General features: G+C 57.2%; 28 protein-coding genes and 1 pseudogene. 14 read left to right on the plus strand and 15 right to left on the minus strand.

Translation table 11 applies throughout. The annotated features are described in order from the left end of the window. Window positions 1-430 precede the first annotated feature (430 nt). Window positions 431-838 (plus strand): hypothetical protein, encoded by a 408-nt coding sequence (locus tag CPY51_RS33610; protein ID WP_420820754.1) that lies wholly within the window; start codon window positions 431-433, stop codon window positions 836-838. A gap of 145 nt (window positions 839-983) precedes the next feature. On the opposite strand, the gene CPY51_RS32920 is transcribed toward CPY51_RS33610, so the two are convergent. Both CPY51_RS32920 and CPY51_RS27625 read right to left on the minus strand, forming a co-directional pair. Continuing rightward, window positions 984-1,193, minus strand: a complete 210-nt coding sequence (locus tag CPY51_RS32920) for a DUF1059 domain-containing protein (protein WP_195909638.1) — start codon at window positions 1,191-1,193, stop codon at window positions 984-986. A 471-nt stretch (window positions 1,194-1,664) separates the two neighbouring features. Next, entirely contained in the window at window positions 1,665-2,063 is a 399-nt protein-coding gene (locus tag CPY51_RS27625) for a GFA family protein (protein ID WP_111163540.1), read from the minus strand. Between the two features lie 275 nt (window positions 2,064-2,338). On the opposite strand from CPY51_RS27625, the gene CPY51_RS27630 reads away from it, so the two are divergent. Next, entirely contained in the window at window positions 2,339-3,004 is a 666-nt protein-coding gene (locus tag CPY51_RS27630) for a hypothetical protein (protein WP_111163432.1), read from the plus strand. Between the two features lie 69 nt (window positions 3,005-3,073). Here the strand turns inward: CPY51_RS27630 and CPY51_RS27635 are convergent, their stop codons facing one another. Beyond that, entirely contained in the window at window positions 3,074-3,337 is a 264-nt protein-coding gene (locus tag CPY51_RS27635) for a hypothetical protein (protein ID WP_111163433.1), read from the minus strand. Between the two features lie 497 nt (window positions 3,338-3,834). Further along, window positions 3,835-4,104 carry a hypothetical protein gene (locus CPY51_RS33950; protein WP_195909639.1) on the minus strand — a complete coding sequence of 90 codons (270 nt, stop codon included), beginning with the start codon at window positions 4,102-4,104 and terminating at the stop codon, window positions 3,835-3,837. A gap of 137 nt (window positions 4,105-4,241) precedes the next feature. Between CPY51_RS33950 and CPY51_RS27645 the strand changes: the two genes are divergently transcribed. Further along, on the plus strand, window positions 4,242-5,255 hold the full coding sequence (locus CPY51_RS27645; RefSeq protein ID WP_244598805.1) for an ABC transporter ATP-binding protein: 1,014 nt from the start codon (window positions 4,242-4,244) through the stop codon (window positions 5,253-5,255). A 141-nt stretch (window positions 5,256-5,396) separates the two neighbouring features. On the opposite strand, the gene pdxR is transcribed toward CPY51_RS27645, so the two are convergent. After that, window positions 5,397-6,860 carry a MocR-like pyridoxine biosynthesis transcription factor PdxR gene (gene pdxR / locus CPY51_RS27650; protein WP_111163435.1) on the minus strand — a complete coding sequence of 488 codons (1,464 nt, stop codon included), beginning with the start codon at window positions 6,858-6,860 and terminating at the stop codon, window positions 5,397-5,399. Between the two features lie 162 nt (window positions 6,861-7,022). Here pdxR and CPY51_RS27655 point away from each other — a divergent pair, with 162 nt between their 5' ends. From CPY51_RS27655 to CPY51_RS27670, 4 genes are all read left to right on the plus strand, one after another. After that, window positions 7,023-7,655, plus strand: a complete 633-nt coding sequence (locus CPY51_RS27655; RefSeq protein WP_111163436.1) for a LysE family translocator — start codon at window positions 7,023-7,025, stop codon at window positions 7,653-7,655. A gap of 13 nt (window positions 7,656-7,668) precedes the next feature. After that, window positions 7,669-8,604, plus strand: coding sequence for a dihydrodipicolinate synthase family protein (locus CPY51_RS27660; protein ID WP_111163437.1), 936 nt, complete (start codon window positions 7,669-7,671; stop codon window positions 8,602-8,604). 9 nt (window positions 8,605-8,613) lie between these two features. Beyond that, window positions 8,614-9,255: a LysE family translocator gene (locus tag CPY51_RS27665; protein WP_111163438.1), complete on the plus strand. Its 642-nt coding sequence runs from the start codon at window positions 8,614-8,616 to the stop codon at window positions 9,253-9,255. Between the two features lie 263 nt (window positions 9,256-9,518). Beyond that, window positions 9,519-9,731, plus strand: a complete 213-nt coding sequence (locus tag CPY51_RS27670) for a hypothetical protein (protein ID WP_111163439.1) — start codon at window positions 9,519-9,521, stop codon at window positions 9,729-9,731. 825 nt (window positions 9,732-10,556) lie between these two features. Here the strand turns inward: CPY51_RS27670 and CPY51_RS27680 are convergent. Beyond that, window positions 10,557-10,790 carry a DUF6894 family protein gene (locus CPY51_RS27680; RefSeq protein WP_111163541.1) on the minus strand — a complete coding sequence of 78 codons (234 nt, stop codon included), beginning with the start codon at window positions 10,788-10,790 and terminating at the stop codon, window positions 10,557-10,559. Between the two features lie 126 nt (window positions 10,791-10,916). Here CPY51_RS27680 and CPY51_RS27685 point away from each other — a divergent pair, with 126 nt between their 5' ends. Next, a complete protein-coding gene (locus tag CPY51_RS27685; protein WP_111163440.1) occupies window positions 10,917-11,636 on the plus strand; it encodes a Crp/Fnr family transcriptional regulator in 720 nt (239 codons plus the stop codon). Between the two features lie 265 nt (window positions 11,637-11,901). Here CPY51_RS27685 and CPY51_RS27690 read toward each other — a convergent pair whose 3' ends face one another. The 6 genes from CPY51_RS27690 to CPY51_RS27710 are packed head-to-tail and all read right to left on the minus strand — an operon-like array spanning window position 11,902 to window position 16,940. Then, window positions 11,902-12,693: a c-type cytochrome gene (locus tag CPY51_RS27690; RefSeq protein ID WP_111163441.1), complete on the minus strand. Its 792-nt coding sequence runs from the start codon at window positions 12,691-12,693 to the stop codon at window positions 11,902-11,904. Then, window positions 12,690-14,315, minus strand: coding sequence for a b(o/a)3-type cytochrome-c oxidase subunit 1 (locus tag CPY51_RS27695; protein WP_111163442.1), 1,626 nt, complete (start codon window positions 14,313-14,315; stop codon window positions 12,690-12,692). Before CPY51_RS27695 ends, CPY51_RS27690 begins: the two co-directional genes overlap by 4 nt. Next, the gene (locus CPY51_RS27700) at window positions 14,305-14,865 is read right to left on the minus strand and encodes a cupredoxin domain-containing protein (protein WP_244598806.1); all 561 of its coding nucleotides are present in this window, start codon (window positions 14,863-14,865) and stop codon (window positions 14,305-14,307) included. The genes CPY51_RS27695 and CPY51_RS27700 overlap by 11 nt, the downstream gene beginning before the upstream one ends. Then, a complete protein-coding gene (locus CPY51_RS32930) occupies window positions 14,862-15,035 on the minus strand; it encodes a hypothetical protein (RefSeq protein WP_195909640.1) in 174 nt (57 codons plus the stop codon). The genes CPY51_RS27700 and CPY51_RS32930 overlap by 4 nt, the downstream gene beginning before the upstream one ends. A 7-nt stretch (window positions 15,036-15,042) precedes the next feature. Next, a complete protein-coding gene (locus CPY51_RS27705) occupies window positions 15,043-16,317 on the minus strand; it encodes a cytochrome c (RefSeq protein WP_244598807.1) in 1,275 nt (424 codons plus the stop codon). A 2-nt stretch (window positions 16,318-16,319) separates the two neighbouring features. Next, window positions 16,320-16,940 (minus strand): c-type cytochrome, encoded by a 621-nt coding sequence (locus tag CPY51_RS27710; RefSeq protein ID WP_111163543.1) that lies wholly within the window; start codon window positions 16,938-16,940, stop codon window positions 16,320-16,322. Between the two features lie 739 nt (window positions 16,941-17,679). On the opposite strand from CPY51_RS27710, the gene CPY51_RS27715 reads away from it, so the two are divergent. Together CPY51_RS27715 and CPY51_RS27720 are read left to right on the plus strand one after the other, a co-directional pair. After that, window positions 17,680-18,621 carry an NADP-dependent oxidoreductase gene (locus CPY51_RS27715; RefSeq protein WP_244598808.1) on the plus strand — a complete coding sequence of 314 codons (942 nt, stop codon included), beginning with the start codon at window positions 17,680-17,682 and terminating at the stop codon, window positions 18,619-18,621. Between the two features lie 738 nt (window positions 18,622-19,359). Continuing rightward, window positions 19,360-19,641 (plus strand): hypothetical protein, encoded by a 282-nt coding sequence (locus CPY51_RS27720; RefSeq protein WP_111163444.1) that lies wholly within the window; start codon window positions 19,360-19,362, stop codon window positions 19,639-19,641. Window positions 19,642-19,664: 23 nt separating this feature from the next. Here the strand turns inward: CPY51_RS27720 and CPY51_RS27725 are convergent, their stop codons facing one another. Continuing rightward, window positions 19,665-20,168, minus strand: a complete 504-nt coding sequence (locus CPY51_RS27725) for a cupin (protein WP_420820748.1) — start codon at window positions 20,166-20,168, stop codon at window positions 19,665-19,667. Window positions 20,169-20,994: 826 nt separating this feature from the next. Next, a pseudogene (locus tag CPY51_RS27730) lies at window positions 20,995-21,841 on the minus strand (IS110 family RNA-guided transposase); the annotation flags it as partial. A 306-nt stretch (window positions 21,842-22,147) separates the two neighbouring features. On the opposite strand from CPY51_RS27730, the gene CPY51_RS27735 reads away from it, so the two are divergent. After that, a complete protein-coding gene (locus CPY51_RS27735; protein ID WP_146260180.1) occupies window positions 22,148-22,489 on the plus strand; it encodes a helix-turn-helix domain-containing protein in 342 nt (113 codons plus the stop codon). Continuing rightward, entirely contained in the window at window positions 22,446-23,762 is a 1,317-nt protein-coding gene (locus CPY51_RS27740; protein WP_195909641.1) for a type II toxin-antitoxin system HipA family toxin, read from the plus strand. Before CPY51_RS27735 ends, CPY51_RS27740 begins: the two co-directional genes overlap by 44 nt. Window positions 23,763-23,906: 144 nt before the next feature. Here CPY51_RS27740 and CPY51_RS32585 read toward each other — a convergent pair whose 3' ends face one another. Then, a complete protein-coding gene (locus CPY51_RS32585) occupies window positions 23,907-24,065 on the minus strand; it encodes a hypothetical protein (RefSeq protein WP_154677744.1) in 159 nt (52 codons plus the stop codon). 454 nt (window positions 24,066-24,519) lie between these two features. Between CPY51_RS32585 and CPY51_RS27745 the strand changes: the two genes are divergently transcribed. Both CPY51_RS27745 and CPY51_RS27750 read left to right on the plus strand, forming a co-directional pair. Then, window positions 24,520-24,939, plus strand: coding sequence for a hypothetical protein (locus CPY51_RS27745; RefSeq protein WP_111163447.1), 420 nt, complete (start codon window positions 24,520-24,522; stop codon window positions 24,937-24,939). Window positions 24,940-25,035: 96 nt separating this feature from the next. Then, on the plus strand, window positions 25,036-25,893 hold the full coding sequence (locus CPY51_RS27750; protein WP_111163448.1) for an NAD(P)-dependent oxidoreductase: 858 nt from the start codon (window positions 25,036-25,038) through the stop codon (window positions 25,891-25,893). Window positions 25,894-25,965: the final 72 nt, after the last annotated feature.

Genomic DNA, 25,965 nt, shown 5'->3' on the forward strand with positions numbered 1-25,965 from the left:
TCTGAAGAAAACAACGCCGCTGAGGCCCGATCAATCATTTAACTTACGCCGCCTTGCGTGTTCCCCCGTATGGTGCCGATATCGTGTGCTCAAAACGCATTGACTAACGGAACGCAATTAGACAACGCTCGCGCTTTGATGGAGTTCTGAAGTTCGGTTGTACTGGCTTCAGATGCTTGGGAAGACACTCACGGCGCTTTTGCTTCTCGGGATGGTGTTTCCGCCAACGAACACGTGCCGTCTATCCCACTTCGCTTTCTCATGCTGACGCCCGGCATGTTACCGTAACAACCTCGTAGCATACGTTGACCGCTCTCTTGGTTCCGGCGAGGTTGATCCCCTCATGTATCCGAGGAGTGGCATTATGTTGAGAGCTGGACTCACCATCGTTACTTTCATTCGAAACGCCGCGACAATATTGGCTCTCTTCATGATAGTGGCAGCTCCGATGCTGGCGGCGTCACCTGCTGACGCCTTCAACCGCCGTGGAGCTGCAGCTTGTGGCCCGCGTGGATGTGCTGCGGCCGGATGTGGTCCACGGGGATGTGCAGCAGGTGCAGTCGGACGCGGGGGATACAGACGTGGCGGCGCTGCATGCGGGGCACGCGGATGTGTTGCCGGGGGTAGCCGAGGGTATGTTCGCCCGCGCGGCGTTGTCGTGGTCAATCCCCGCCGCTATTGGCGGCCGGGCGGCGCAATCGCTGCCGGTGCTGCCATCGGATTTGTCGCTGGTGCTGCCGCAGTGTCACTGGCTGGTCAACCGCCTTCATCGGGACAATGCTGGTACTACACGTCTCCTGCCAAGACCTCCGGCTTCTGGGACGTCTGTCCCCGGTAGTCCGGTGAGCATCGCTTTTGCGCATGACAACTGGGCTCGCATACTGAGACCCTCAGGAAAACCCGCCCCTTCATGGGGAGTGAGGTGAAAGAGAACCTGTTCGGATTAGGAAGCCAGACGCCCACTTTAGCGCCCTCCGATCCAGTTAAACCTCCGCGGCCACATCCCATTTTGGTTTCATTTCTTTGCCCCATTTTTTAGGGTCTTGTTCGTGCATCTTTTTCATTTTCTCCGCCACGTCAGGATGCTTGGCCATTACATGGTTTGTCATCTTTTTGACCATTTCATCCCACGTCTGCGCAGAGAGGTACTCATCGCATGCGCCACCGAGTTCGCGGCATGTCATCGTCTTCATCGGACGTCTCCTAATTTGAACAGGAGGAAACAGTCGATTCCAGGAATGGTTCCGGACACGGCCCTTCGTATTCCGTGCAAGAGTGGCCGCAGGATGTCGAGGACGAGTACGGCTTCTACAAGGGCCCCCTGGCTGCCGAACCATCGCGACCGGATGCTCGTGTCGCGGCTAGTACGGCTGGGCTCGCGATAGAGTGACGCGGGCACCAACTTTGGATTGATTTGGCAGTTCCGAAACATGTTCGCGGCGCCTGCCAATGGGGCTCGGCTTCCGTCTAAAACGCAAAAAGACCAGACGCCGTTGCAGTTTGGGGGAACTCGACGCCTGGCCTACAGCCCAGCTGGGGAAGTAAAGCTACAATAGACCTGTCGCAATTTCGGACAATCCTTACATCGGGTTAACCCAACGCAATTCTACGGGAACAACTTTAACTGAACCGGCGCGTGGGAAAGATGCTGGCTGTATGATTGATCACGCTGTCGGAAACTCCGGATATTGTGGCAGGTCATCAGTGATTTCGTGCCAGGCAGCCTTGGAGGCGACGAAGATGTGCGCCGAAGGCCTGATGGTCGGTGCCTCGACGAGCGTGCCCATGGTGACGTGCGCCGTCTCCCCGTTGTTAACGATGGAATAGAGCAGGGAGCCGCAACGCATGCAATGAACATCATGGGCCTTCTCCGCGTTGCCATATATCGAAACCAGCTCCCGGCCGGTTGCAATCCGTACCATATTGCTCTCGATACCGGCAAAGGGTTTGAAGGCCGAGCCGGTCGCACGGCGGCAGTTCGAGCAATGGCAATTCATTGCGTAACGGAATGCGTCGCTGGCTTCGTATTCCACGCCTCCGCAGAGGCACCGGCCCTTCAACATCCTCAGCGCTTCATCGGCCACGTCTATCTCCCTAATGTCGATGTCAGTATCATCTCGTTGGGTCTCAGATGATGCCACCTTCTTCGAGGCTGTCCGCGAGGAAGGTGACGGTCGCGTCAAATATCCTCTTTCGCCTGAAACCAGACAGGCTTCGGACGTACCACCCCTTCCGATTTTGGTCGATATCGCATCTGGGCCTACACTTCCCAAATTCACTGATTCGGCTCAAGGAGTAGATGGGTCAAAGAAAATCGTCCAAGCTTACGGGAGGACCCATGGTAGGCATGATACGAGGCATCGCTTTTTCGCAGACGGAAATGAATGATAGGGATCGAAGGAAGGCAGCTTTTCAGGAGGCCGGACGACTATTCGCTAGGGATGATCGAGAAGGATGGCTGGAAGATCAAGCGATGACGATCTGCCGGATGCTTGAGAAAGCCTTTGAAGCCGGCTTGATCGCGGCGAGGAACAATCCTGAATTCACGCTGCATTTCAAGGGCAACACGAGGCTGACGGACTCGGATATTCCGGCGCTCGCTCGCAAAGTTATCGAGGTCCTCAGACTTGTAATCGCGGGAAGGCCCCACACTTTTGAGGACCTTCTCTTTCATTTTCATGAACCAGCTACTGCTGATAGCGGCTCTCCAAGAGTTGGGGGCAGATGGCTTTCACTCAAACACAAGACGTTTCCGGGGCCGTTCTCAGACAAGGCAATACGCACGCTAATCGAGCTGGGGCTCTTCCGTGAGGCCGAGGATTACGCCGATACAGGCAAATGCGCCGGTGTTTCCGAATGGGGATACGAACTGATACACAGCGGGTTTACCAACCGGCAGGATCAACGATCAGCTGGGGCGTCCTTAACGCATTTCGAGTACGAGGCCCTCTGGCCTGTAAAGACCGACCGCCTCAGCCAGAGCCGGGCTAAAACTGTCCGCTAATCCCGCAGGATGTTCGTTGGCCATTCCGACCTTCGAATGGCGTTCACGACGCGGAACTCTGAACTCACGCTACGATTGAGCGAGGATAACCAGGGACTCCGGCAACACTCCGTCATACTCCATCGCATCGGCCGCTGCTTTGGTCTTCATAAATTCAGCCAAGCGGCCCATGTCGGCGACGTCCATGACCAGGCCAACTCGTTTGGACCCTTGTGGATCGACAAACGTCCGAATGTTTGTGCAGCCGATGGGTTCGAAAATCTCTTTGCGGCGCGGTGAAGCAAGCCAGTGTTTGACGTCTTTGACGTCGTGGTAGGCCAATATGGTAGGCATTGCGTCCTCCTCTTGTGGCCCCCAAAAAAATTAAAGCCGAACAGAACATTACTCCTCGCTTGATCACAATAAAATCACCCGGATGGGCGGGGCGCATCATGCACTAACTCGTCGATGGATACGCCCGGTGTCGACACTATTAGTTCTAAACACCCCAACTGCGTCCAACTCGAACCAGGCCGACGGGCGGGAACGCGCCGCAAGCGGACGCTTGACGAATTTCTTCAAGACTGGCTTAGGACCCACGCAACAAGAGTGCTATCTCAATGGGCCTCAGATAACGCCACAGTCTTCGAGGTTGTCCACAAGAAACCCAACGCTTTCCTCGATGTCCTCCTTGGCCTGGAACCAGACAGCCGTCGTGACGTACTCCTCAAAACCCATAGGGAGGTGATATGGGCCGCATGCCTCATTAGTCTCGGGGTCCACGGCGACCTCGAACGAATGGATCGAAACGCTGTCTGGCGTGTTACCCCTTGGCGGTCACCCAACCCAACCTAATTGCCGTTTGAAAACGGATCGGTGTCCAACAAGAAAGTATGAAAATGGATCATCGTATCGCCGTTCTCGTTGTCGAAGACGAAGCGCTCATACGAATGGCGATTGTTGACGAATTGGAAGATGCGGGCTTTGAAGTTTTCGAGGCTGAACATGCCGATGCCGCCATCGCAACCCTCGTTGCCAACCGATATCGACATGCCCGGCTGTATGGACGGATTGAAACTTGCAGTCGCCGTTCGCGACCGCTGGCCGCCGATCAAGATCATTGTCATCTCCGGCCACCAGGCAATCAACACGAGCACTCCTGCGCAAGCCCTACAACACCCGGCAAGTTGTTCAATTCATCAATGAATTGGTTTCGGCCTGAGGGCAAGTCAATGAACCCAGTTCCGGACGACAACAAATGAATGTAGTCAGACAGTCAACAGCAGTGGGGTCCGTAGCTGCACAGACCGATCCACTTCGGAAAACACTCCCGCAAACGCTTTACGGCTTCGTCGTCTCAATCAGCGGCCTGCATCAGATTGCAATTGCGGCGCTCTCTGCCCTCCTTTTTATCGTCGGGACCGCGCCGCTTGAAATTCAGCGGCGCATCGTGAACGCAACGACCGAGGGCGGTTCCTACAAAACCATAGCGATGCTGATCTCAATCTATTTGGGCCTCGCCTTGGCGGAAGGTTTAATCAAGGTCTGGCTGAATATCTACCGAAATTGGGTCGGCGAGGTAGCAATCCGCTGGTTGCGGCTTTCGATTTTTGCCGCAGCCGAGGGATCCCTTTCGCAAGCACCGTCGGCAAGTGATGAAGGCATCCAGCTTTCCATTGTTGTCGCTGAAGCCGAACCGGTAGGCGGGTTCGTAGGACAGGCCATTTCGGAGCCGCTCCTACAGATCGGCATCCTGGCCTCTGTCATCGGCTATATGCTTTATCTCCAGCCGCTCATGGGTCTCGTTGTCGCCGTTGTTTTTTTTCCCCAGGTTGGCTTTGTCCCCTTGATGCAGTCGGCGATCAACCGGCGCGTTGAGAGCAAGATTGTGGTCATGCGCGAGGTCAGCGCCGGAATTGTCGATGCCGGGAGCGCCAAGGATCATGACGGCATTCAGTATGCCCGCATCGGGGAACTGTTCTCCCTCGACATGAGCGTCTACAAGATCAAGTTTTCCATGAATTTTCTGATGAACTTCATGATGCAGCTTGGGTACGCGGGTATTTTTGCCTTAGGGGGCTACTACGTCATCACGGGGAAAACCGAGATCGGCACCGTCGTCGCATTTGTCTCCGGTCTGTCGAAAATTAACGATCCGTGGGGCGATCTTGTGAATTGGTATCGCGACCTGAAGGTGACCCAGGTCAAATACGGGTTGATTAGGGATTCGGCCCAAATCGAGGTGACCCAAGCGTCTGATGGTTCAAAATGAAAATGGTTCTGCGATTGGCTTCAGCTAGCACGCGTCGACGGTCTTGATTTTTGGCATTTGATAAAGCCGATCATTATACGTCGTGGGCTGGTCTCTTGATAATCTGGTACCGTACGAACGATGGCCAGACATAGCGCCGCGTCAAAGTACACCATCGTAAGCATTGCGCAGGAGCTTTACGCCCCTATCGATTTGTTGCTCGGTGAGACTTGCATACCCCATCACGAGGCCGAGGCATTTCAAATCCAGCCCCTGGCCATAGTAGTGAGGTGTGATTGAGTAGATGCCAACTCCAAGCTGGGAAGACCTCTCGATGAATGACGCCGCCATGGCAGGGGACAGGTCGAGGAACCAGGCGACGACGTGCAGCCCGGCTTCAGCGCCTTCGATCCTGACCGCCTCTTGGAATTCGACTTCCAGCGCGTCGAGGAGCGCTGTGCGTCTGCGGGCGTTGTGACGCCGGGCCTTACGCACGTGACTTTCGTAGACGCCAGACTCCAGCAGGGTCGCCAGCGCTTCCTGTTCCAGGATGGGGGCATGCCTGTCGGTCAGGCGCTTTGCGTGCGCGAATACTTCCTGCAATTCCCGCGGCACGACGACGTAACCAATCCGGAGCGTGGGTGACAGCGTCTTTGAGACCGTACCGACATAGATGACGTTCGACGCGCCTCCGAGCGCGCGTAGCGGTGGCACGGGATTCACGTCGAACCGATACTCGCTGTCGTAGTCGTCTTCGACGATGTAGGCGCTCTTCTCCTCCGCCCACCTCAGCAACTGCTGGCGTCGTCCGATGGACATCACGCTTCCCATGGGAAACTGATGTGAGGGTGTCACGTAGGCCAGCCGGGCGTCTACCTCCGCCAGCAGATCCGCCCTGACGCCTTCGACGTCTACCTCCACCGGGGCCGCCATGGCTCCCGTCATCTCGAAGATGCTTCGCGCCATCGGATAGCACGGGTCCTCGATGACAAATCTGTCGCCCTCGTCGAGCAAGAGACGCGCGCAGAGATCCAGACCCTGCTGGGAGCCATTGACGATGACGATCTCATCAACCTCGCATCTGATGCTCCGAGCTCGCCAGAGATAACCCTGCAGGGCGGCGCGCAAGCGGATAGCGCCGCGGGGATCGTCGTAAAATAGCTTGGGCGGCCGACGGAGCGCGGCGTCGTTCACGGCCTTCCGCCAGGCGAGGGTCGGGAAGTCAGAGGCCGACATGTCGCCGTAGCGGAAGTCCGCGACCAACCTCTTGGATGGGACACGCATCGGGATCGCCCGGGACCGAAGCCTTTCTCCGAAAGCGGAGAGGCAATGCGGCTCTCCGGCTTCGTGAAGAGCTTCTCCGCTCTTGCCGTCTGCGATCTTGATGGCGACCCGCGGTCGAGCTCCATGTCGAATGACCACGAACCCCTCGGCGGCTAGTTGTTCGTATGAGGACGTCACGGTTGTGCGCGAGACGCCAAGTTCGACTGCCAGAGCGCGGGCCGATGGAAGGACGCCGTCGTGGCCATACACGCCCGCCACGATCTGCTCCCGCAGGCTCACGTAGATGCCGCGCGCCCCCAGCCCCGGTGACGAATTCTGCTGACGGGTGGACAACTTGACCATCACTACTCCCTAGGTAGAGAGGTTACGTCGAGAAGACTCGTCCACCAAGGATTTTATAGAAACTGGACCAGATTTTTTGAGGCAAAAGTGGTTCTATGTCAGGGCCAGTTGAGCAGGTATTGACGGTGCAGTTTGCACAACGCCGTCCCGAAGAAGTAAAATATGCTAGCCGACATCCACCAACTCACTATCGTCTTCACCGCCTATATTATTGCCGCCGGTAGTCCCGGCCCGAGCAATATGCGGATCATGGGAGTTGCCATGACCGACGGCCGCAGGGCCGCGCTGGCAATCGCCTCGGGCGTGGTAAGCGGCTCGATCTTTTGGGGGCTGATGGCGGCGACTGGTGTATCGGCGGTTCTCAGTCGATACGCGGAAGCTCTTGTCGTCCTGCAGGTCCTAGGAGGGCTGTATCTCCTCTATCTCGCGTTCAGAGCAGGCAAAGCCGCGCTGTCTTCGGATAAGGACCTGCTTCGGCCGACCGTCGAGCGCAAGGCGACAGCAGCCACGCTCTACAAGCGCGGATTGCTAATGCACCTGACCAATCCGAAGTCGATCCTGGCATGGATCGCGTTGATGACGCTCGGGCTCGGTCCTGGGTCGTCGCCTCACACGGTCGTCGTGATCCTCCTGGGCTGTGCGATCCTGAGTGTGACGATTTTCTGCGGCTACGCCATCGTCTTTTCGACAGCTCCCATGATCCGCTTGTATAGGCGGGCGCGCCGATGGATCGAGGGTACGTTGGCTGTATTCTTCGGGTTCGCTGGACTGATGCTACTCCTGACCCACATCTGAAAGTCTTCCTGTCATGTCTATCTTTCAAGGCCTCTCGGCATTCCCGATCACGCCTGCCGACGCTTCCGGCAGGATCGACACCGCAGCCCTTGCGCGTCTTCTCAAGCACATCGCGGAGGCCGGGGCGGATTCCATCGGTCTGCTCGGCAGCACCGGAGCCTACGCTTTCCTCACGCTAGAAGAGCGTCGGCGCGCGGTTGAAACGGCGATCGACACCGTCGGCGGCAAAATCCCTGTCATCGTCGGCGTCGGTGCGATCCGGACCAACGATGCGGTGGCCCTCGCTCGAGACGCGAAGGCCGCGGGTGCCGACGGTCTGCTCCTCGCTCCGATTTCCTATACGCCCCTATTCGACGCCGAGGTTTTCGAACACTTCGCCACCGTCGCCAATGCGGGCCAATTGCCGCTGTGCATCTACAATAACCCCAGTACTACTAAGTTCACCTTCAGTCCGGCCCTCATTTCCCGGCTGTCGAAGGTCGCGAACATCGTGGCCGTAAAAATGCCTCTGCCGTCGGGTGGCGACTTCGGTTCCGAACTCGCCTCTCTCCGGTCTGTCACCGGGTCGGCATTCAAGATCGGCTACAGCGGTGACTGGGGCGGTGCACCGACGTTGCTGGCCGGGGGCGATACCTGGTATTCCGTCGTCGCAGGACTTCTGCCTTCGCAGGCCTTGGCTCTGACCCGGGCGGCGCAAGCAGGGGACATCGTGGCCGTCGGGCGACTGGACGCAGCCTTCGGACCGCTATGGGCGCTGTTCAAGGAGTTCGGCAGCTTCAGGGTTATGTACGTAGTCGCCAGGGTTCGGAACCTCTGTGACGTCGATCCGCCACTTCCCGTTCTTCCATTGAGTGATGAGGTGCGCCAGCGCGTCGTCGCGGCTCTCGACCACCTCAACGATGGCTTTTCCATTAATTCCGCCCCACTGGGGCAGGACAGGTTTCACTAGGACGAATTGATGCTGAGTTCCAACGCCTTGACCGTTTACCTATTGACGGCATTCCTTCTCGCGATCACTCCAGGTCCGGGAATTTTCTACGTCGCTGCCCGAACCCTCTCCGGCGGCCGCTCGGAGGGAATTGCTTCGAGTCTTGGAAATGGTGTTGGTGGACTGTTTCACGTCGCGGCCGGTAGTTTGGGCGTTTCGGCGATCGTGCTGGCGAGTGCCGAACTGTTCACTGCGCTGAAGGTAGTCGGCGCACTTTACTTGATCTGGATGGGCTATCGAACCATTCGCCATGCGAGGCTCGACTATCGCTCCCTGGGTAACGCCGAGCGGTCAGTCGGCGGGAAGAGAGCCTTTCGCGATGGCGTTCTGGTGGAAGTGATGAACCCAAAGACGGCTGCGTTTTTCCTGGCCTTCATTCCGCAGTTTGTCGACACGACTTCGGATTATGTCGCGCTGCAGTTCGTGATCCTCGGAGCAATTTCCGTATCCCTCAACACGCTCGCCGACATCGTCGTTGCGTTCGGAGCCGGGAGACTGCGCGACGGCGCGGTTTCGCGCCCGAATGTCATCCGCCGTCTTCGGGAGGGATCGGGCTGCGCGATGATATTGCTTGGGTGCGGACTGCTGCTGGCCAAACGTCCTGTTTCCTGACCTCGCGAAGCAGAAGGAAATAGGCATAACCACCACCGATCCGACCTTGGAACCTGCAATGGCGTTCGAGGGGTGGCGCTCAGTCCGCAGAAGGAAGTGGTCCGCAAGTTCTATAACGAGATGTAGGGCCATACGGACCTAACCTGATCCCGGATATTTTCCACGAGAGCTTCACGTTCAACGGTTCTCTCGGGCCCCACCATGGTCGGCCACGGGCAAATCTAGACGTCGGGCATTCTGGCAATGGTGGAGACGGGGAGTCCGTGACGGCTAGAGTGCGCTTGCATGGCGTCCATAGGAAGGAACCGTTCGGCATCTCCGCGATAGGTCGGCATGTCTGGTGGTACGGCGCGCCGTTCTTCCCGTTCGACGGCGGCGAAGTGAAGGACCTCTGTGTTCTCGGTGACATCCACTGCCTGATCGACCGCTTGAAGCATAGCGCGTCGAAAGTCGCCGAGTTTAAAACCTCGGTGTAGTCAGCTCTCGGCACATTCGATTGTCGATATTTTGCCGAGCTTGCTATCCGGGTTTACCGGAAATCGCGGGCTTTGGGGAACAGACTCGGCATAGTATCCGGCTCGGGATAAATTCCCGATTTGCATATCGACACGTTAAAGGTGAAGAGCCGGAAGTTTTAGTGATCAGACATTGGGTTTTGCTTTGAGCCTGGATATTTCCATGATTCATCATGATCGGATAACCGTCGGAACCGATTGCCGAGCTAGCTATTGTGGACCGGCTCACCGAGCGTTTAACTTCGCAGTATTGGCTCGTTGATCCACCCGGATGACCAAACTCGCTCCGCTTGCACCCGCGAGCGGAGCCCTTTGGAAAACCAAATTTCGATAGCCGCCGTTACACAGGTCAAAGTCCGATCGGAACGGCTTCAACGGACGCATAATGCAGAGGCGAGCCTTGCAGAACACAGCCCTCGACTGGTTTATTCAGGAAGCACATCGAGACCGAGACGGGTTTCGACAATCGGCCTGCGAGCCTCGTCGAAAACCTCCACGGAGATCATGTTCATTAGGGCACTGGGTAAACCTGAGGCAATTTCAGAGAGAATCTCTGCGCCTCGTCTTTGCAGCCTCGTCGTCTTCGAATTCATGCGACCTCCGATGCAGCATAGCCCTCTCGATCTAGGAGCGTGAAATAGTATTTTGGCATCGCGCGACCTCTTGTTTGAACTGCGCAGTGATCTCCTGGCGATGCAGGGAGCTAGCTGATGGCCCTTGAATAAACGCCTGCCAAATTACATCGACATATCTGCGTGGATATAAACTAGTTAATTGACAATCGGCTTAAAGCCATTCGTTGTTAAACGTGAGGCTGGCGACGGATACCGCGTCGCCGCTCTCATTCCTCACCGTTACGGAAATGACCACTCGGTCTAAATCGGCCAGCTCGTCACGAGCGACATCTAGGAGGATTCTTGCTAGCTCTTTGGAAATCCGCGCACGCGACGGAAGCTCCAAGCCCTCTTCGTCTCGTGTCGGTCCGTCGCCGTTGTGCAAGTCGAAGAAATATCTGCCCATTGCGTTCACCTTGTGTCACTGCAAAAGCCCTGTGGGCAACATTTGTTCCGTTCATCGTTGGCGGCCGACAACGGCAGTTGTTCGGCAATCTAATTGAAACCATAAGCGAAGTCGCCGGAGCGCGCCGTGATTGAACCTCTCTTGCTCAACCTTCGAAGCCACGACGTCGTCACACGCGAGGAGGAAGATCGTCTTCGCTCGATCCTTCAGCGCGAGCAGCGGTTCTCTGTCGGAGAAGACCTTGTTTCCCAGGGAACGAGGCCAGGTTACAGCACGCTTCTGATCGATGGGTTTGCTGCGCGCTACAAGTATATGGAGGATGGAAGCCGACAAATCACCGCGCTTAATTTGTCCGGGGATTTCGTTGATCTGCATGCGTTTCCGTTGAAGACAATGGACCACGGTATCGTCGCCATGTCGCCATGCCATGTGGCTTTCGTCGACCATGCCGATCTTGTTCGGATTACCGAGGTCGCACCGCACCTGACCCGGCTTCTTTGGCTGGACACGCTCATCGACGGCGCAATCCATCGGGAATGGATCGTCGCAATGGGCCGAAGGACGAAGAAAGCGCATCTGGCACATCTCGTTTGTGAACTCTTTCTGCGGCTGCAGGTGGTCCGGCGAACCGATGGCAACAGCTTTCATTTTCCGCTTTCGCAGGCCGAGATGGCAGACGTCCTTGGCCTGTCAATCGTCCATTTCAACAAAACGCTGCAAGCATTGCGAAAAGAGGGCTTGGTCACCTGGGAAAATCGAACGGTCAACATTCTAGACTGGCAGCGCCTCAAAGATGCCGCCGAGTTCGATCCGACTTATCTCAACCTTTCCGTTGAGCCCAGGTGAGGCGAGGGGCTACGCTGTTCGTGCGATTGAGCTCTATCTCTGATCGTTGGGACGCTGCGCTTGGGCTCTCAAGGAGCCAACTGGTCAACTTCACTTTAGCTGCCGCCTATACTCGGCCCGAAACGCCAATGCCGGAAACCGGATCGACCCATCCCAGCCTTCGCAGCTTTACTCTGGACCACGGCCTTTTCGTCTGTGGGCAGGCTTGCGCCGCCTGCGTGTTTGAGCCTTTCCCACAGAGGTAGCCATAGGCGCACGACGGCGATTAGTTCAATGATGCGTAGTAGCGCGCAGCCGCGTCGATCTCCTGCGGAGTCATTCCTCGCGCCACATTGCGCATCTGAAGGCTCGTGTCGTTGCGCCTCCCCCCCGATGCAAAGGCCTCAAGCTGCGCCTTGACGTAGGCGGCCGGCTGACCACCGATCCAGGGCGCGCCGACCTTGTTCTCGATATTCCCGTGGCATGAACCACACGGCGCGATGCCGCGCATCGGTGCGCCGCTGACGACGATCGCAGGCGCGGGTCCGCTGGCTGTCGGATACTGTTCAGGCAGGCGAGGGAGATAAGCGTAGTAGACCGCAAGATCGTGCATGTCCCGCTCGCTCATGTTGAGCACAAAGGGGCTCATTATCGCATTCACCCGCGCCCCCGTCTTGAAGTCCTGTAACTGCTTGTAGATGGCGACAGCATATTGGCCGGCCAGGTTCGGCGAGTCGGCGCGGCTCATACCGGTCGGTCCATGACAGATGGCGCATTTCTGCGCGAGCGTCGCCCCGCTGCCGATAGAAGAGGCAGGCGGGTGACGAAAGGCAGCGATGTCGAATTTGGCGGTCGAGACAGTGAAGGACGGGGACACGGTGTCAGTCGTGGAGCGCTTAATGGGAAAGCCCGCCGCATTGCAGATCTGATCCCAAAGGGTGCCGAGGCGACTGTCCGGTTCGGCATAGGGCAGCAGGACGAAGCCCATCAGCACCGAAAGCAGAAACATCCCGACCGTGGCGCCGACACTTATGGTGGACCAGCGGTTCGCAAAACTGAAGAGACGATCCTCGCTCATCTCTGCATCCCCACATAGACGGCCGGCACCGACGTATCGCTGCGGAGTGCCAACTGCAGGATCGGAAAACCGTAATTAGTGATGGTGAGACCGATCATCAGGAGAACCCAAAGAGCGTGGGTGTTCAACGCGACGGGAACGCGCACGGGTGGATGGACGGCGATGCTGAAACGGTACTCCCCCGTATCTCCGAGCGGGGCGCGATGGCCGCGAATGAGGACGGCAAAGAACAGCGCAGCTGAAATCACCAGAATGAAGCCGCCGAAGGCCGACATGATTACCGGGACAGCCTGATCGGCGATCGCCGGGTCGGTATAGTCGTAGAACGCCATCCGACGCGGCATCCCGAGAATGCCGACATAGTGCCAGGGGAAGGTCGTGACGATCATGCCGATGAACCAGAGCCACAACTGCGCTCGCATCAGCGACAGACTGATCAGCGGCCTCCCGGTCAGGTGGGGCCATAGATCATAGGCGATCACGAAATACATAATGACGATCGCACCACCGAAGATCAGATGGAAATGCCCTGTGATCCACTGCGTGTTGTGGATGGAGCTGTCGAGCTGATAGCTCATGTTGATCAGACCACCTGCTCCACCAAAGCCGAGCATGATGAAGGAAAACGTGACGGCCAGCATCGTCGGGTTCTTCCAGGGCAGCGCCGTGAGCCACCCGAAAGCGCCCCGCCCGCCGCGCAGACGTCCGGCAATTTCGACCGAGGCGCAAATGGTGAAGACTGTCAGAAGTGTTGGCAGTGCGACGATCGCCGTGAAGGCGGAATGGACGAACTTAAACCCCGCCCCAACTTCAGGGTCGGCGAAAGTGTGGTGGATGCCGATCGGCATGGCGACAACGAGAAACAGCACGAAGGATATCCGCGCCATCGAGTCGCTATAAAGCCTGCCGCCGATCGCCCTTGGCACGATCGTATAATAGGCGATATAGGTCGGGACGAGCCAGAAGTAGACGATCGCGTGAAGCGTCCAGGAGAAGAATATGCGAGCCAGTCCCGCGTCGATTGTCGACTTTAAGCCAAGGGCCGCCGGGATGATCTGCAGGAGCAGTTCCAATGCTGCGCCAACGGCCGTCCAACCCCACAGATATGAGCCTGCGACGTTGGCATACATGGCAAGGGGCACGGGGGCGCCGGGATTGGCGCGCTTCCAGACCATCAGGTTGATCGACATCAGCGCCACCCAAATCCAAGATCCGACGACGACAAGAACGACGCCGATGTAGTAAAAAGGACTGCCGATCATCGGCGGGTAGAATGTGTAGAGCACTGATGCCCAACCGAGCGAGACGGGGATCATCGCCATGACGGCACCAATGACGATCAGCCAGAAACCCGCCCACGCCCAGCGTCTTCCGACGAGGTTCTGGCTCAGCGAACTTTCGGTGATCGCGTAGCCGAAGCCCATGGCTACCAGCGTCGGAAAGACATAACCCATGACCGTGCCGTGGGCCGTCACAGATCGGTAGTACCATTCCGGATTGCCGATCCAGGCCGCAAGCGGACTGCGGACGAACATCTGCCAGGCTCCAAGCAGCAGCGCCAGACCGAACACCGAAAACGCCAGCCAGAAATGCGAAAGAATGAGCCGTCGGCTATTTAACACAGCTTATCCTCCGCTGCCCGGCTGCCGTCGCCATGAACTGCTCCCTGTCGATGACCTTCACCTTCGCCCACATGCCTTCATGACCAACGCTGCAGAACTCCTGGCATGGCATCAAATGGTCCGCGGCCTTGTCGAACCGTGTGGTGAGCTGCGAGATATAGCCTGGCACCAGCATCGCGTTGACATTCGTCTGCTCTATGAGCAGACCGTGGACAACGTCAGCGCTTGTGCCTCTCATGGTGATTTTGGTGTCGGCCGGAACAAGGATACAGGACGGCGCGAATGAATACTGCTGGGCGACAACCCGCACTGTCACCGAGCCATCAGGCTCAACGGCGCTCCCGAGGTTCGTCTCCACGAATTCGCCGGACATATGCAGCGTCACCGGATCGATGGTCTCGACCTGCGACTGTGGCATGGTGGCTTGATGGACGCCGGCATATGCCGCCATTCCCGTCAGGAAGACAACTATCAGGATGGAGATAGCCGCCCACCGGCGTTCGATCCTTCCTGAAACATCTGCGCTGGCGGAATGGTTATCAGCGCTCACTGGACGACACCACGCGGCAGGAACACAAGTAGGTAGAACAGCAGCCACAACGCCACGACGACCGTCGTGGCGATCCCGGCAACAACGATTGCCCCGCGTGGACCGCTAGCGACAATATCATCGACTTGCTCATCGATGGCGTCCGATCCGCTGTCTGGTGTGTTGATCATCGATGCCTCATTGCAAGGGAACCGAGCGCAGCTGGTTGGCTTCGGTGGCACTGATTGGCGTGCCGGTGTTTCCCCACGCCGTTCTAATGTAGCTGACGACCGCCGCGATCTCGTCGTCGGAAAGGGTGACGGAAAAAGGCGGCATGCCGTGTGGCATGGGATTGCCGAACGTGCCTGGGGGATAGCCGCCATTCAGCACCATTCGGATCGCGTTGACAGCAGAGCCCATCTGGATGGACTGGTTGCCGGCAAGGAGGGGATAGTCGGGCGGGCGGCCCTCGCCGTTGGCCCCGTGGCAGCTCGAACAGTGGTTATCGTAGACTGACTTCCCAAGGCTGATCAGCAGGCTGCTTTCGGCATGCGGCATCTGTGACACCGGCAGATCGGGGCTGTCCTGGGCGATGCTCTTCAAATAGACCGCCATTGCCTTGGTATCTTCGCCAGTCAGGTACTGGAGGCTGTTGTAGACGACATCAGCCATTGGGCCGTAGACCGCGCCGCGATTGGAGGTGCCCTTCTGCAGCAGGTCGGTGATGTCCTTGATGCTCCAGTCGCCGAGGCCCGCCTCCTTGTTGGAGGTCAAGGATGGCGCATACCAGTATTGCATCGGGATCAGCCCGCCCTGGAAAGCCTCCGATTCCGAGTTGCCGCCGAGCGAGTTGATCGGCGTGTGGCACATGCCGCAATGTCCAAGCCCTTCGACGAGGTAGGCTCCCCTGTTCCATTCGTCCGACTTCGAACTGTCGGACTTGAAGGTGCCCTGCTTGAAGAATAACGTCCGCCATCCAAGGATCAGTGAGCGATTATTATAGGGAAACTGCAGGTCGTGCGGGGTGTCTTTCCGAACTACGGGCTCGATGGTGCGCAGATACGCGTAGATCGCGTCGCTGTCTTCGCGGGTAACCTTGGTGTAGGAACCGAACGGCATGGCAGGGTATAGCAATCCGCCATCGGGAAACCTGCCCTCATGCATGGTGCGGTAGAAGTCGTCAGCGGTCCACTTGCCGATACCTGTGCCATCGTCCGGCGTGATGTTCGATGTATACAGCGTTCCGAACGGCGTCGGCATCGCCCTTCCGCCAGCAAACACCTTTCCTTCAGGCGCGGTGTGGCAGGCGACACAGTCGCCAGCACGGGCCAGGTATTCGCCGCGCTTTACCAGTGGACTGGATGCCAAAGTTGCGTTCGTGTCTTCCGCCGCGACAGGCCCGACGGAGAAAACGCCCGAAATCCCAACGAGAACGCAAATCGGAGTGATCATGCGGCGGAGAGTATTGCCCATGGTCAATTCCCTCCTCGCGGTTGGCTTCCGCAGGCAAGTGGAAGCGTGAAGCTCCCTTTGGCCGCAGGAACGGGATTGGCCGGGGCCGGTTGCGCCGAAAGCCACGCAGCTACCGCGGTGACGTCAGCCTCCGTCAGATGGCCAGCGACAATTTGCATACAATCGGGTGCAATCGCGGTTCGCGTACCATAGCGCCAGCCGCCAAGCTGGGCGCTGAGATAGGTGGCACGGAGCCCGAGCAGACCAGGTATTGCTGGCTCCTGCCCGGTGAGCAGCGTTCCATGACAGCTCGCGCATGCCGGAACGCCTTTGTCAGCGTCACCGCTGTTGACTAGGTCGTCGCCTCGCTTCAGAACCTCCGCGCTGACGTTAGGAGTGGGCATGGCCGGCAATGGCGGATGTTGCGCGGCAAAGTACTCCGACATCTGCTTCAGGTAGGGATCGGGCAGAAACTGCAGCAGATAGTTCATCGGCGGATATCTCCGCCGACCGCTGCGAAAGGCGAGCAATTGATTGTAAAGGTAGCCGGCCGGCTTTCCGGCCAGTCTGGGGAAATAGGGATCGTTTGTTCCTCGACCCTCGATGCCATGGCACGGCGTACAGGCCTGAACCCGTTCCGCCATTCCGGGAACCGATACGTCCGCGGCGGCGGCGGAAGTGGCCACGACGATTGCGATTGACGCTGTCAGTCCCCGTAGTCTTAGCCGCACTGCGATCGCTCCCGACGCCGTCCAGAATTGAGATCAGTACACCGAGTACGAACCGTGTCAACAACGGCGCCGTCTGGCGGAAGGCATCCAACGCTCACAGCGAAGAGCTGTATTTCGTGGGGCTTGCCCCGGTCACGCGGCTGAACACTCGCGAGAAATGGGCCTGATCCGCCCAAGTTCGTATTCGAGGCCAGAGATTATCTTCCGGAATGCTCGGCAGCGACGTCGTTGATTGCCTTGAACGCCAGATAGAATTGAAAGGAATGGAACGGGCTGTTGATGAGTACACTCGAGTCACGCCTGAGGTCATAAAATTCCGTCTGCTGAGGAACCGGAGCGTTGCCACCGAGCGCTTGTCGAACCATAACTCATGATCGGAATTGGCGATTTGCCACCCGATGAGCTTTGCATCATCGTAGGCGACGGGTCCGTGGTTGGCACGTCCGAAAGCAGTCGGTGACCCCGAGCAATCCCCGCTGAAGCGAGTAGATCGGATTGCTGGCATCGCTTCTTGCGCAAAAGCCTGGCGGAAAGCTCTCAGCAGAAAGGCGCACGCTAGCCTGCTAACGTGTCTGACAGTCCATCTTCGTCCCAATGAGAGAATAAAGACGTCAACTCGAAACCATATCGACGTTCACCAAGGAGAATTGAAATGACAAACACTATGAAAGCCTATCGCGTCCACGAATTCGGAGGCCCCGAGGTCATTCGCGCGGAAGACATCGATCGCCCGGCTCCAGGTGCCAACGAAGTCCTCGTCAAGGTACATGCCGCCGGCGTTGGCCCCTGGGACGGCTGGATACGCGCCGGGCACAGCGCGCTACCGCAGCCTCTTCCATTGACGCTCGGCTCGGACCTTTCCGGCGTTGTCGAAGCGATTGGCGATGACGTGCATTCGTTCGAGCAGGGCGACGCGGTCTATGGTGTCACGAACCCCCGCTTCATCGGTGCCTATGCCGAATACGCCATTGCCAGCGCCGGAATGATCGCCCGCAAGCCGAAGACAATCGATGATATCGAAGCAGCATCTATTCCGGTAATCGCCGTCACGGCCAAGCAGGCCCTGTTCGATCAGGCCGGCTTGAAGCAGGGCGCCACGGTCCTCATCCACGGCGCTGCCGGTAATGTCGGAGCCTACGCAGTTCAATTGGCTCACAAGGCCGGCCTCAAGGTTATCGCCACCGCAAGCGCCGACGACTTGCAAGAGGTCAAAAGGCTGGGAGCGGACCAGGCCATCGATCACCGCGGCAGCCGGTTCGAAAATCAGGTTTCGGAGGTCGACGCTGTGATCGATCTGGTCGGGGGCGAAACGCAGGTCCGATCATTTGCCGTACTTAAGCGGGGGGGCAAGCTTGTTTCCGCTGTTTCGCAACCTGATCAACAGTTGGCGGAAAAACATGCCGTCACCGCAGTGTTTTTTCTTGTCGCAGTGTCGACGGCTGACTTGAACGACATCGCAACTATGGTTGACGGCGGGATTCTGAACACCAACGTCGGCACTGTGCTTCCACTCTCGGATGCGATCAGCGCCCACGAGATGCTGGAAGGAAAAAGAGCGCGAAACAAGGGAAAGATCGTGCTGAAAGTTCTCTGACCGCTCTTCACGATTACTCCGATAAGCTGTTTGGGGCTAGTGCGGCTAACGTCTAGGGCCAGACCCCCTTTTGGTGGCAGTCTGGATGCTGGGCAGTCAAATCGCATTCAGCAAAGGCCATGATGGCAAAGACCCGTCACCGGAACTGCCTTTGTGTTCCAGTTGCTCAATTGGGCGCGGCGGGAAGGTGGGCAACTGCGAACTGGCAATGCCCATCTAGGCAAATTTGGCCGACCAGTCCCGTTCCGGATCTGAGGGTCAACTCCGAGGGCCGAGACGACCGCGAACTTCATTTTCCAGCTTTTCGCAGAACAGCTCGACTATTTGAAGTCTGTCGGCTTGTTGGGGATCATCGCGCAATTGGTTGCGAGCGAGTGCAGCCTCGCCATAGGAGCGGCAAACTTCCTTGAATGACGGGTAAACGCTTCAGCAGCCTTCGCCCGTTCTTCCTCCATGGTCACACCCTTCGATTTATCTTCCAACGATCATTGTAGTTGAGCAGCTCGACCATATCAGTGGCAGGTCCCAAGCTCAGTCCAACCAGTAGTGCGCCAGACACTTGGGCGACATCGCCAACCGTCCGACCTATGACCAATACCGCCCTAGGCGGATCGCTATCCGCTCAAGTAAAGATCCATATTATGGAAGAGCCTGGCCGTAGCGTTGGGCTCTTCCTTCGAATGCCGGAACGTGTGATGGTTCCTGCCGAGTTCTCCGAAAAATAGCAGGGAGTTCGATATGACGCTTTTTATAAGGCCCGGGATGCCGCCCTTTATCATGGACGAGAATGCCCATGTCCCGATGTCGGATGGCGAAACGGACTGGCTGGTCATTGTCACTCGCGAGGCCCTTGAGGATAAAGCCGGAGCCGACGAGATTTCGCCAAATTGGTTACTCGAAAACTCTGATTTCTTTGGCGAGGTTGCAAACTACAAGCTTCAGCTGGGTCGAGAAGGTGAAGAGGCAACCGTTTGGGTTCAAAGCGAGGACGTGAAGCAATGGCAGGACATCCGAGGATGACTTGCGGCATCAGGGCAGGCAGTTTAGTGCCAAAGATGAACTAGGGGACCGTCGCGTCCATAGATCGGGTCGGTTTTAGGCAACGCAACGCTCGCGATGTCTGCAAGCTGGCGATCCGAAACGGGGCCGCGTTGGATATCGGCATGTTGCTTTGGCGGGTACCCTCCAACGACTAGGAAATCCGGGGATGAGCCAAGATTGCAGTGACCCGTCCCTGAGGGAAGAACTAAACAATCACCACTGGATACGTCGATCTCGCGTCCTGTAGGGCCTCCGATAAGAAGCTTTGCATTTCCTCTTGCGACCGCTAGCACCTCATGCGCATGGACGTGGTAATGTTGATAGGTGAAGACGCCATTTCGCCAAATTCCCACCCATTCATTGGCCTTGAAAAGCCTTTCGAAGCCCTTGGCGCTTAATTCTAATTTGGTTGATGCCAGACTATAGATCAGGACGCTCAAGCGTTGATTGTTCGGCACCCATTCGCTCGGCGCAAACAGCAACTCCTTCGGCCCCATGGGCTCCATGATACTCCCCCTACAGTTCTCTCGCTGATCAAATGGCTTTAAGTAGATAGCGCAGCGAAGATCGATTCCCAGTCGCCCTCACCAGCAGGTTCTCCGCGACGCTGAGGCGTTCGCAAATCGCATCCGCTGCCTCTTGATTGAAAAGAGCTTGGCCGCCCCTTGGTTTTCGTCATTGTGTCGTCCGATTGATCGCCAAAGCTTGGCACCCTCGGTGCTCAGCGATGCGATTGGATGTTTCGGGGTGTATTCAGGGCGGAGACGGGTTTCCGAGTTCCTTGGGCCTGTCTCGTTGTATGCCCGCTGCCCCAGGTTGTGTTCTGGAATGCCCAGCTTGTGCGCGGGCTTCTTTGGCGTCTGTTTGTTTATTGTCTTCACAAATCAACTCAGCGACGTTGGGATATCAGTCTTGGGAGGAAGACCATGAGCTTGCGAGAACGCTTCATAGAAATGATGGGAGGAGATGAAGACGCTGCACTTTTTCTCCGATACGGGGGCCTGACAGCTCCGCGCTGAAGGGTATGACGACGCTACCGATATCACCGAACATATCATCGCCGAATCAAAGCGGAGGATCGCGATGGACGAGGCCCTTACTGCGAGCATCGATTACGAGAATGAATGACCCAAACGATGGCGCCACCCTCAGTTGCCTGTGAACTCTCCTGCCCTGGATCTTTGCGGTGGGAGGAAACGCTCATGTAAGTCAAATCATTGTCTGGCGGCCGGGACGCTTACAAATTGCAGCCGCGTAAAGGCACGCCTTAATCAGCCCCGAAGGGTGGCAGCCCATGTGGATTTCCATTTGCTTCCCATGTCTGGCGGTGTCGCGCGGCTCGTAAGCGCGCTGGTCACGCGGGATCTGGAAGGCAATCGTCAAAAGCTTGCGCGCAATCGCCACGCGCGCCTTGTTTGTTCCTCTGATCTTCAATTGTTCATATTGGGCACGAACTTGCGCATCGCTGGCGATGGCGGGAGAAACCGCTTCCACGAAGGCCCAGCGCAGCCACTTGTTGCCCTGCCTGATGATGTTGCCATGATAGGTCTTGCCGCCGCTCGAATAGGTCGACGGCACAAGCCCGGCATAGGCAGCAAGCTTCTTCGGGTTACGGAAGCGGCTGACGTCGTCGATCTCCGCGTCAATCAGCCGGGCGAAGAACTCGCCGATGCCGGGGATCGTCTTCAACCGCTTCACATTGGCATTGGTCTTCGTCATCGCCCGGATCGTTGATTCCGATTGCTTGATCCGCATGTCGATGTCGCCGATGAAGGCGAGGCCGCGGTCGATCTGGATGCGGTCGATTTCCGACGTTGACCTGTGCCAGTTGGACACGGCCGGCCTTGCCGAACAGATCACCGAGCTTCTTCAATTGCGCCGTCGGCTCCGGATAGCGATCAAACACGGTAACAACCCGGTTCTTGGTCATCGTCCGCAGCCGCACGTAAAACATCCGCTCGCGCAGCGCGACGCGCCGCTCCCGTGACTTCTCGCTTGGCGCCTCCGGCACCAGATCGGCGAGCAGCAGATGCGCCAGCACCGTCGCATCGATCTTGTCGGTCTTGATCTTGGCGTCAGCAATCGCCTTGACCTTCAACGGATGGGCGAGGACGACATCATCGCAAATGTCGTCGAGCCAATCGTACATCACCATCCAGTTGCGGGTCGCCGCGACAATCAGATCGACACCTCGAAGGGTCTGCAGCGCTCGAACGACGGGGGCGAGAGACCAATTCGGGACGAATTCCTGGATCGCGCTGCGTTTTCGTTTTCGTTCTTGCTTCGGACCGGCATTTGTGGCCGGCCATGAAACTCATGGGGCCGGAAAAGGACGAATTAAAAACCGACTAACATCTCCGCTGCGGGCAAAGTTCCATTATATTGAAACTCTCTAGATAGTTTTCCTTATGAAGAAAACTTGCCCAATTTTTCTTTATATGGGACAATGGAGAGAAAATTTCATTAAAATGAAAGGGAACGGAGTTTGGATACGAAAACCATGCTGGGCAAGCAAATTTCGGAAGCCCGGAAAAGCCGCCGATTCCGGATCCATGATATCGCGCGCAGGACGGGAAAAACACCCGCCCGGATAAGCGAATTTGAAAATGGAAAAGCAAACAGCACGATCGAGTTTCTGGACGAACTGGGATCGGCGTTGGGAATGACATTGATGTTTGTGCCACACGAAAAGGTCGCGGACGTTCTGTCAATGATCAGCCCGCGGGAACGACAGACATCGCCAGCATATAATGTTCCAAGTGTCTTCGATGAGGTCTTTATCGATGACAGCCATGACGATGAGGACAATGCCGTTGTTGATCGTTAATCGGACCGGCGTGATTGGGGTTACGCTACTGGTGGCTCAAGGTAGAGAGCTACGGATCGGCTCGCTCGTCCGGGAGCCGTCGGGCACGGTCAGGTTCACGATTGATGATGGCTACATCAATCTCGGATCAGATCGTCCCTTGGTCAGCTTGTCATGGCGTGGAGGAATCGAAGATGACACCCGAGTCAGGCTAAGATCGACCAGCGATAAAGTAATGCAAGGCGGATCATTGCCGCCATTTTTTCAAAACATGCTTCCCGAGGGAGCGCTTCGAGAGCTAGTTGAAAAGGAATTCGGGGCTGGCGCGTTCGATAACTTCGACGTTCTGGCGAGACTGGGGGAGGACTTGCCCGGAGCCTTAATTGCAAGGCAAGAAGCCGGAATTGAGCAGGCGGTGCTTCGACAAGATAAAGTCGTCGCACTCGAACGCGCATCTTCCCCGCCGATCCGCTTTTCCCTGGCAGGTGTGCAATTGAAATTTTCGGTCACCAACCGAGGTTCACTGACTATTCCGGCCCAAAAAGGCGACGGTCACCTGATTCTGAAGACGCCATCTCCCCAGCACGCGCTGCTGCCCGAGGTTGAATGGACAGCGCTCAAGCTCGCTGAAGCACTGGACATTCGTGTCGCCAAAGCCGAGCTTGTCAGCAGCGAGAATATTGAAGGCATTCCAGAGCAATATCTCGTGGGCGACAAGCGGTCGCTCGTGGTTGAGAGGTTTGATCGAGGACCGGAAGGCGGCCGGATACAAGTTGAAGATTTTGCACAGATCGTCGGCGCCGTGGGCGATCAGAAATATACGAAAGCGAACGAAACAACGATAATGAACATCGTGCAACGCTTTTGTCGTGACAGCAGGGGAGAACTGCTTGAGAGCGTCAGGCGTATCGTCGTGAACCTGATGCTGGGAAATGGCGACGCTCATTTGAAAAACTGGTCTTTCATCTATCCGATCGGCGGAGATGTCTCGCTTACACCGGCGTATGATATTGTACCAACTTTCCTCTACGGGGACGCTAACATGGCTCTAGAATTCGGCGGGACAAAAGACCCCAACCTTATAAATCTCCACAAGTTCGAGCGGGCCGCGGCCGCTTTGAGGATCGAGCCACGGGTTCTCATTGGCCAGGTTATGGAAACCGTGAAAAAGGCGCTCGATGTATGGCCGTCTATAATTGCTGACTCACCGATCACTGCGGAAATGAAGAATAGACTCCTTGAACGTTTTCAAAACTTGCCGCTTGTCAACGAGGTCGCCCGTTTGACGAAATAGGTCGCCAAAAGGCTTGCCCAAGCAACCCGATCCGCAGTTGGCCCCTTAGTCATTTGCTTTAGAGTATCACGCGCACGATCCTGGACCTGACAGGCTGGGCGCTCGATAGGGCCAGCCGAACTGCCTCTGTCAGGTTTTTCCCTGTCAGTTTGCCGGACCTGGCGACATGACACCACGGGGCAGGGTCTCCGGGTCTATGTTTCCAAGGTCGATGATCGGACTTTCGTCAGCATCCCAGTCGATCGGAAGGATGGCGTCCACACGGCGGACCGAAAGCCCGACATCCGCATCGCCCGCGCCCACTTCAGCACACGCCGGTCGCCGAGCAGCACGATCCGCGCGACATCAGCCAGCCTGCGATCGGCAATCACGCGCCAAAATTTCCCGGGGGCCAATGCCCGTGGTGTCGCCCAATAATTGGCCGATGCGGTGCTTTGGCTGGCTCCATCATGAACCGATCCTTTGCTTGAAAATGCGCCGTCCGGGGCTTCGGAGGCGACGTTGCGGTCAAACTTCGCTATGGAACACTCCCAGCCGGACGGAGGCCCGGACCACGCCGCCTATTCCTTCAGGGCTATGGGAGATGATGCATGCGACGTGATGAGCGAGCGCGGCTTCGAACAGTTTGCGCTCGCTGGCCACGACCGAGGTGTGCGCGTCGGATTCAGAATGGCGCCGGATCATCCGGAAGGGTTACGCGTTTCTGTGCGCTGGACATCGTCGCCACCTATCACCTCCTGACCAATGTGACATTGGGATGGGGATTGGAGAGCTATCACTGGTTTTTTTCACGGCGCAGAAAGAGCCATTCCCCGAAAAGCTCATCTGCGCCGACCTCGACTATTACGTTCAATACAAGCTCAATAAGAAAGGCGTGGGGCGGCAGCTATTTACACCGGAGGCTTTCAAGGAATATGCGCGCTGCACAACTGCGAAGCAGATCCACGCCGTCTGCGAAGACTACCGCGCCACGGTCACGCTGGATCTCGCCATGGACAGCGAAGATTTCGGCAATAGGCAGATACAGTGCGCCGTCATGGTCCTTTGGGGCAGCAACAGCCATGTCGGCCGTCATCTCAAGCCAATCGAGGCTTGGTCTCTCTGGGCGCCGGATTTGAGGGTTGGACCATTCCGACAGCCACTATCCCGCCGAACACCGCCCCAACCTGGTCTATGAAAGCTTCTCGAACTTCACCGGCAAGGAACCAACAGCTTTTCCAGACAATACGAACTGAAACAGGTACCTTCCGTCTCATCGGTCTGGAGGGAAGAGATGACGTACACGATCGCGATCATGGGCGTGGGAGCGATGGGAGGTGCTGTCGGGCAGCGCCTGATCGAAAACGGCGCTCGCGTCATTACTCATTTGGACGGGCGCAGTGGTGCAACCATTGCCCGGGCCGAATCCGCCGGGATGGAACCCGTCGGGCTTGTCGAGATGGCGAAAGCCGATCTGATCCTGTCGATCGTTCCACCCTCGAACGCGACCGCTGTTGCACGCCTGTTTGTCGACGTTTTGGCGCAAGCTCGCGAAAAGCCCGCCTATGTCGATTGCAATGCCATAAACCCGAAGACCATGGGCGAAGTTGCCGCAATCCTTTCAGGCACGGGATGTGAGGTCGTCGATGGCGCAATCATTGGCGGCCCTCCGAGCGCTGACGGAGCAGGTCCGGCCTTGTATATCAGCGGTGATCCGAATCTCAGGACCGAAATCCTGACGCTCCTGAAGCTTAAGGTTCGAAGAATCGAAGGCAAAATCGGTGCCGCATCCGCCTTGAAGATGGTCTACGCCGGGGTGAATAAGGGAATGATCGGATTAGGAGCAGCAATGTTTCTCGCTGCCGCAAAGACCGATACCGCCGACGGCTTGCGAACGGTGATGGCCGGAACCATGCCCGAGATCCAAACCCGGCTGCGGCGCTCGATCCCCGACATGTACCCTAAGGCCTATCGGTGGGAAGGAGAGATGATGGAGATTGCCGAATTTCTCGGCCCGGAGAATCCCGCATCACTGGTGTTCGAGGGAATGGCCGGTATTTTCAAGCAGTTCGCCGACGATCGAAACGGCGAGGGCGATTTGATTGAAGTCGTCAATTTGGTCCTGGGCCTCGAAACACCGATCGATCACTGAAATCGATCGTCTCGCTGATCAAAGGCCAAAATGAGCTTTGTTCAGCAGAGCATCTCGAAAATCGACGATTGA

Source organism: Arminella tubonensis, assembly GCF_003240585.1.
Classification (GTDB): Bacteria; Pseudomonadota; Alphaproteobacteria; order Rhizobiales; family Rhizobiaceae; genus Rhizobium; species Rhizobium tubonense.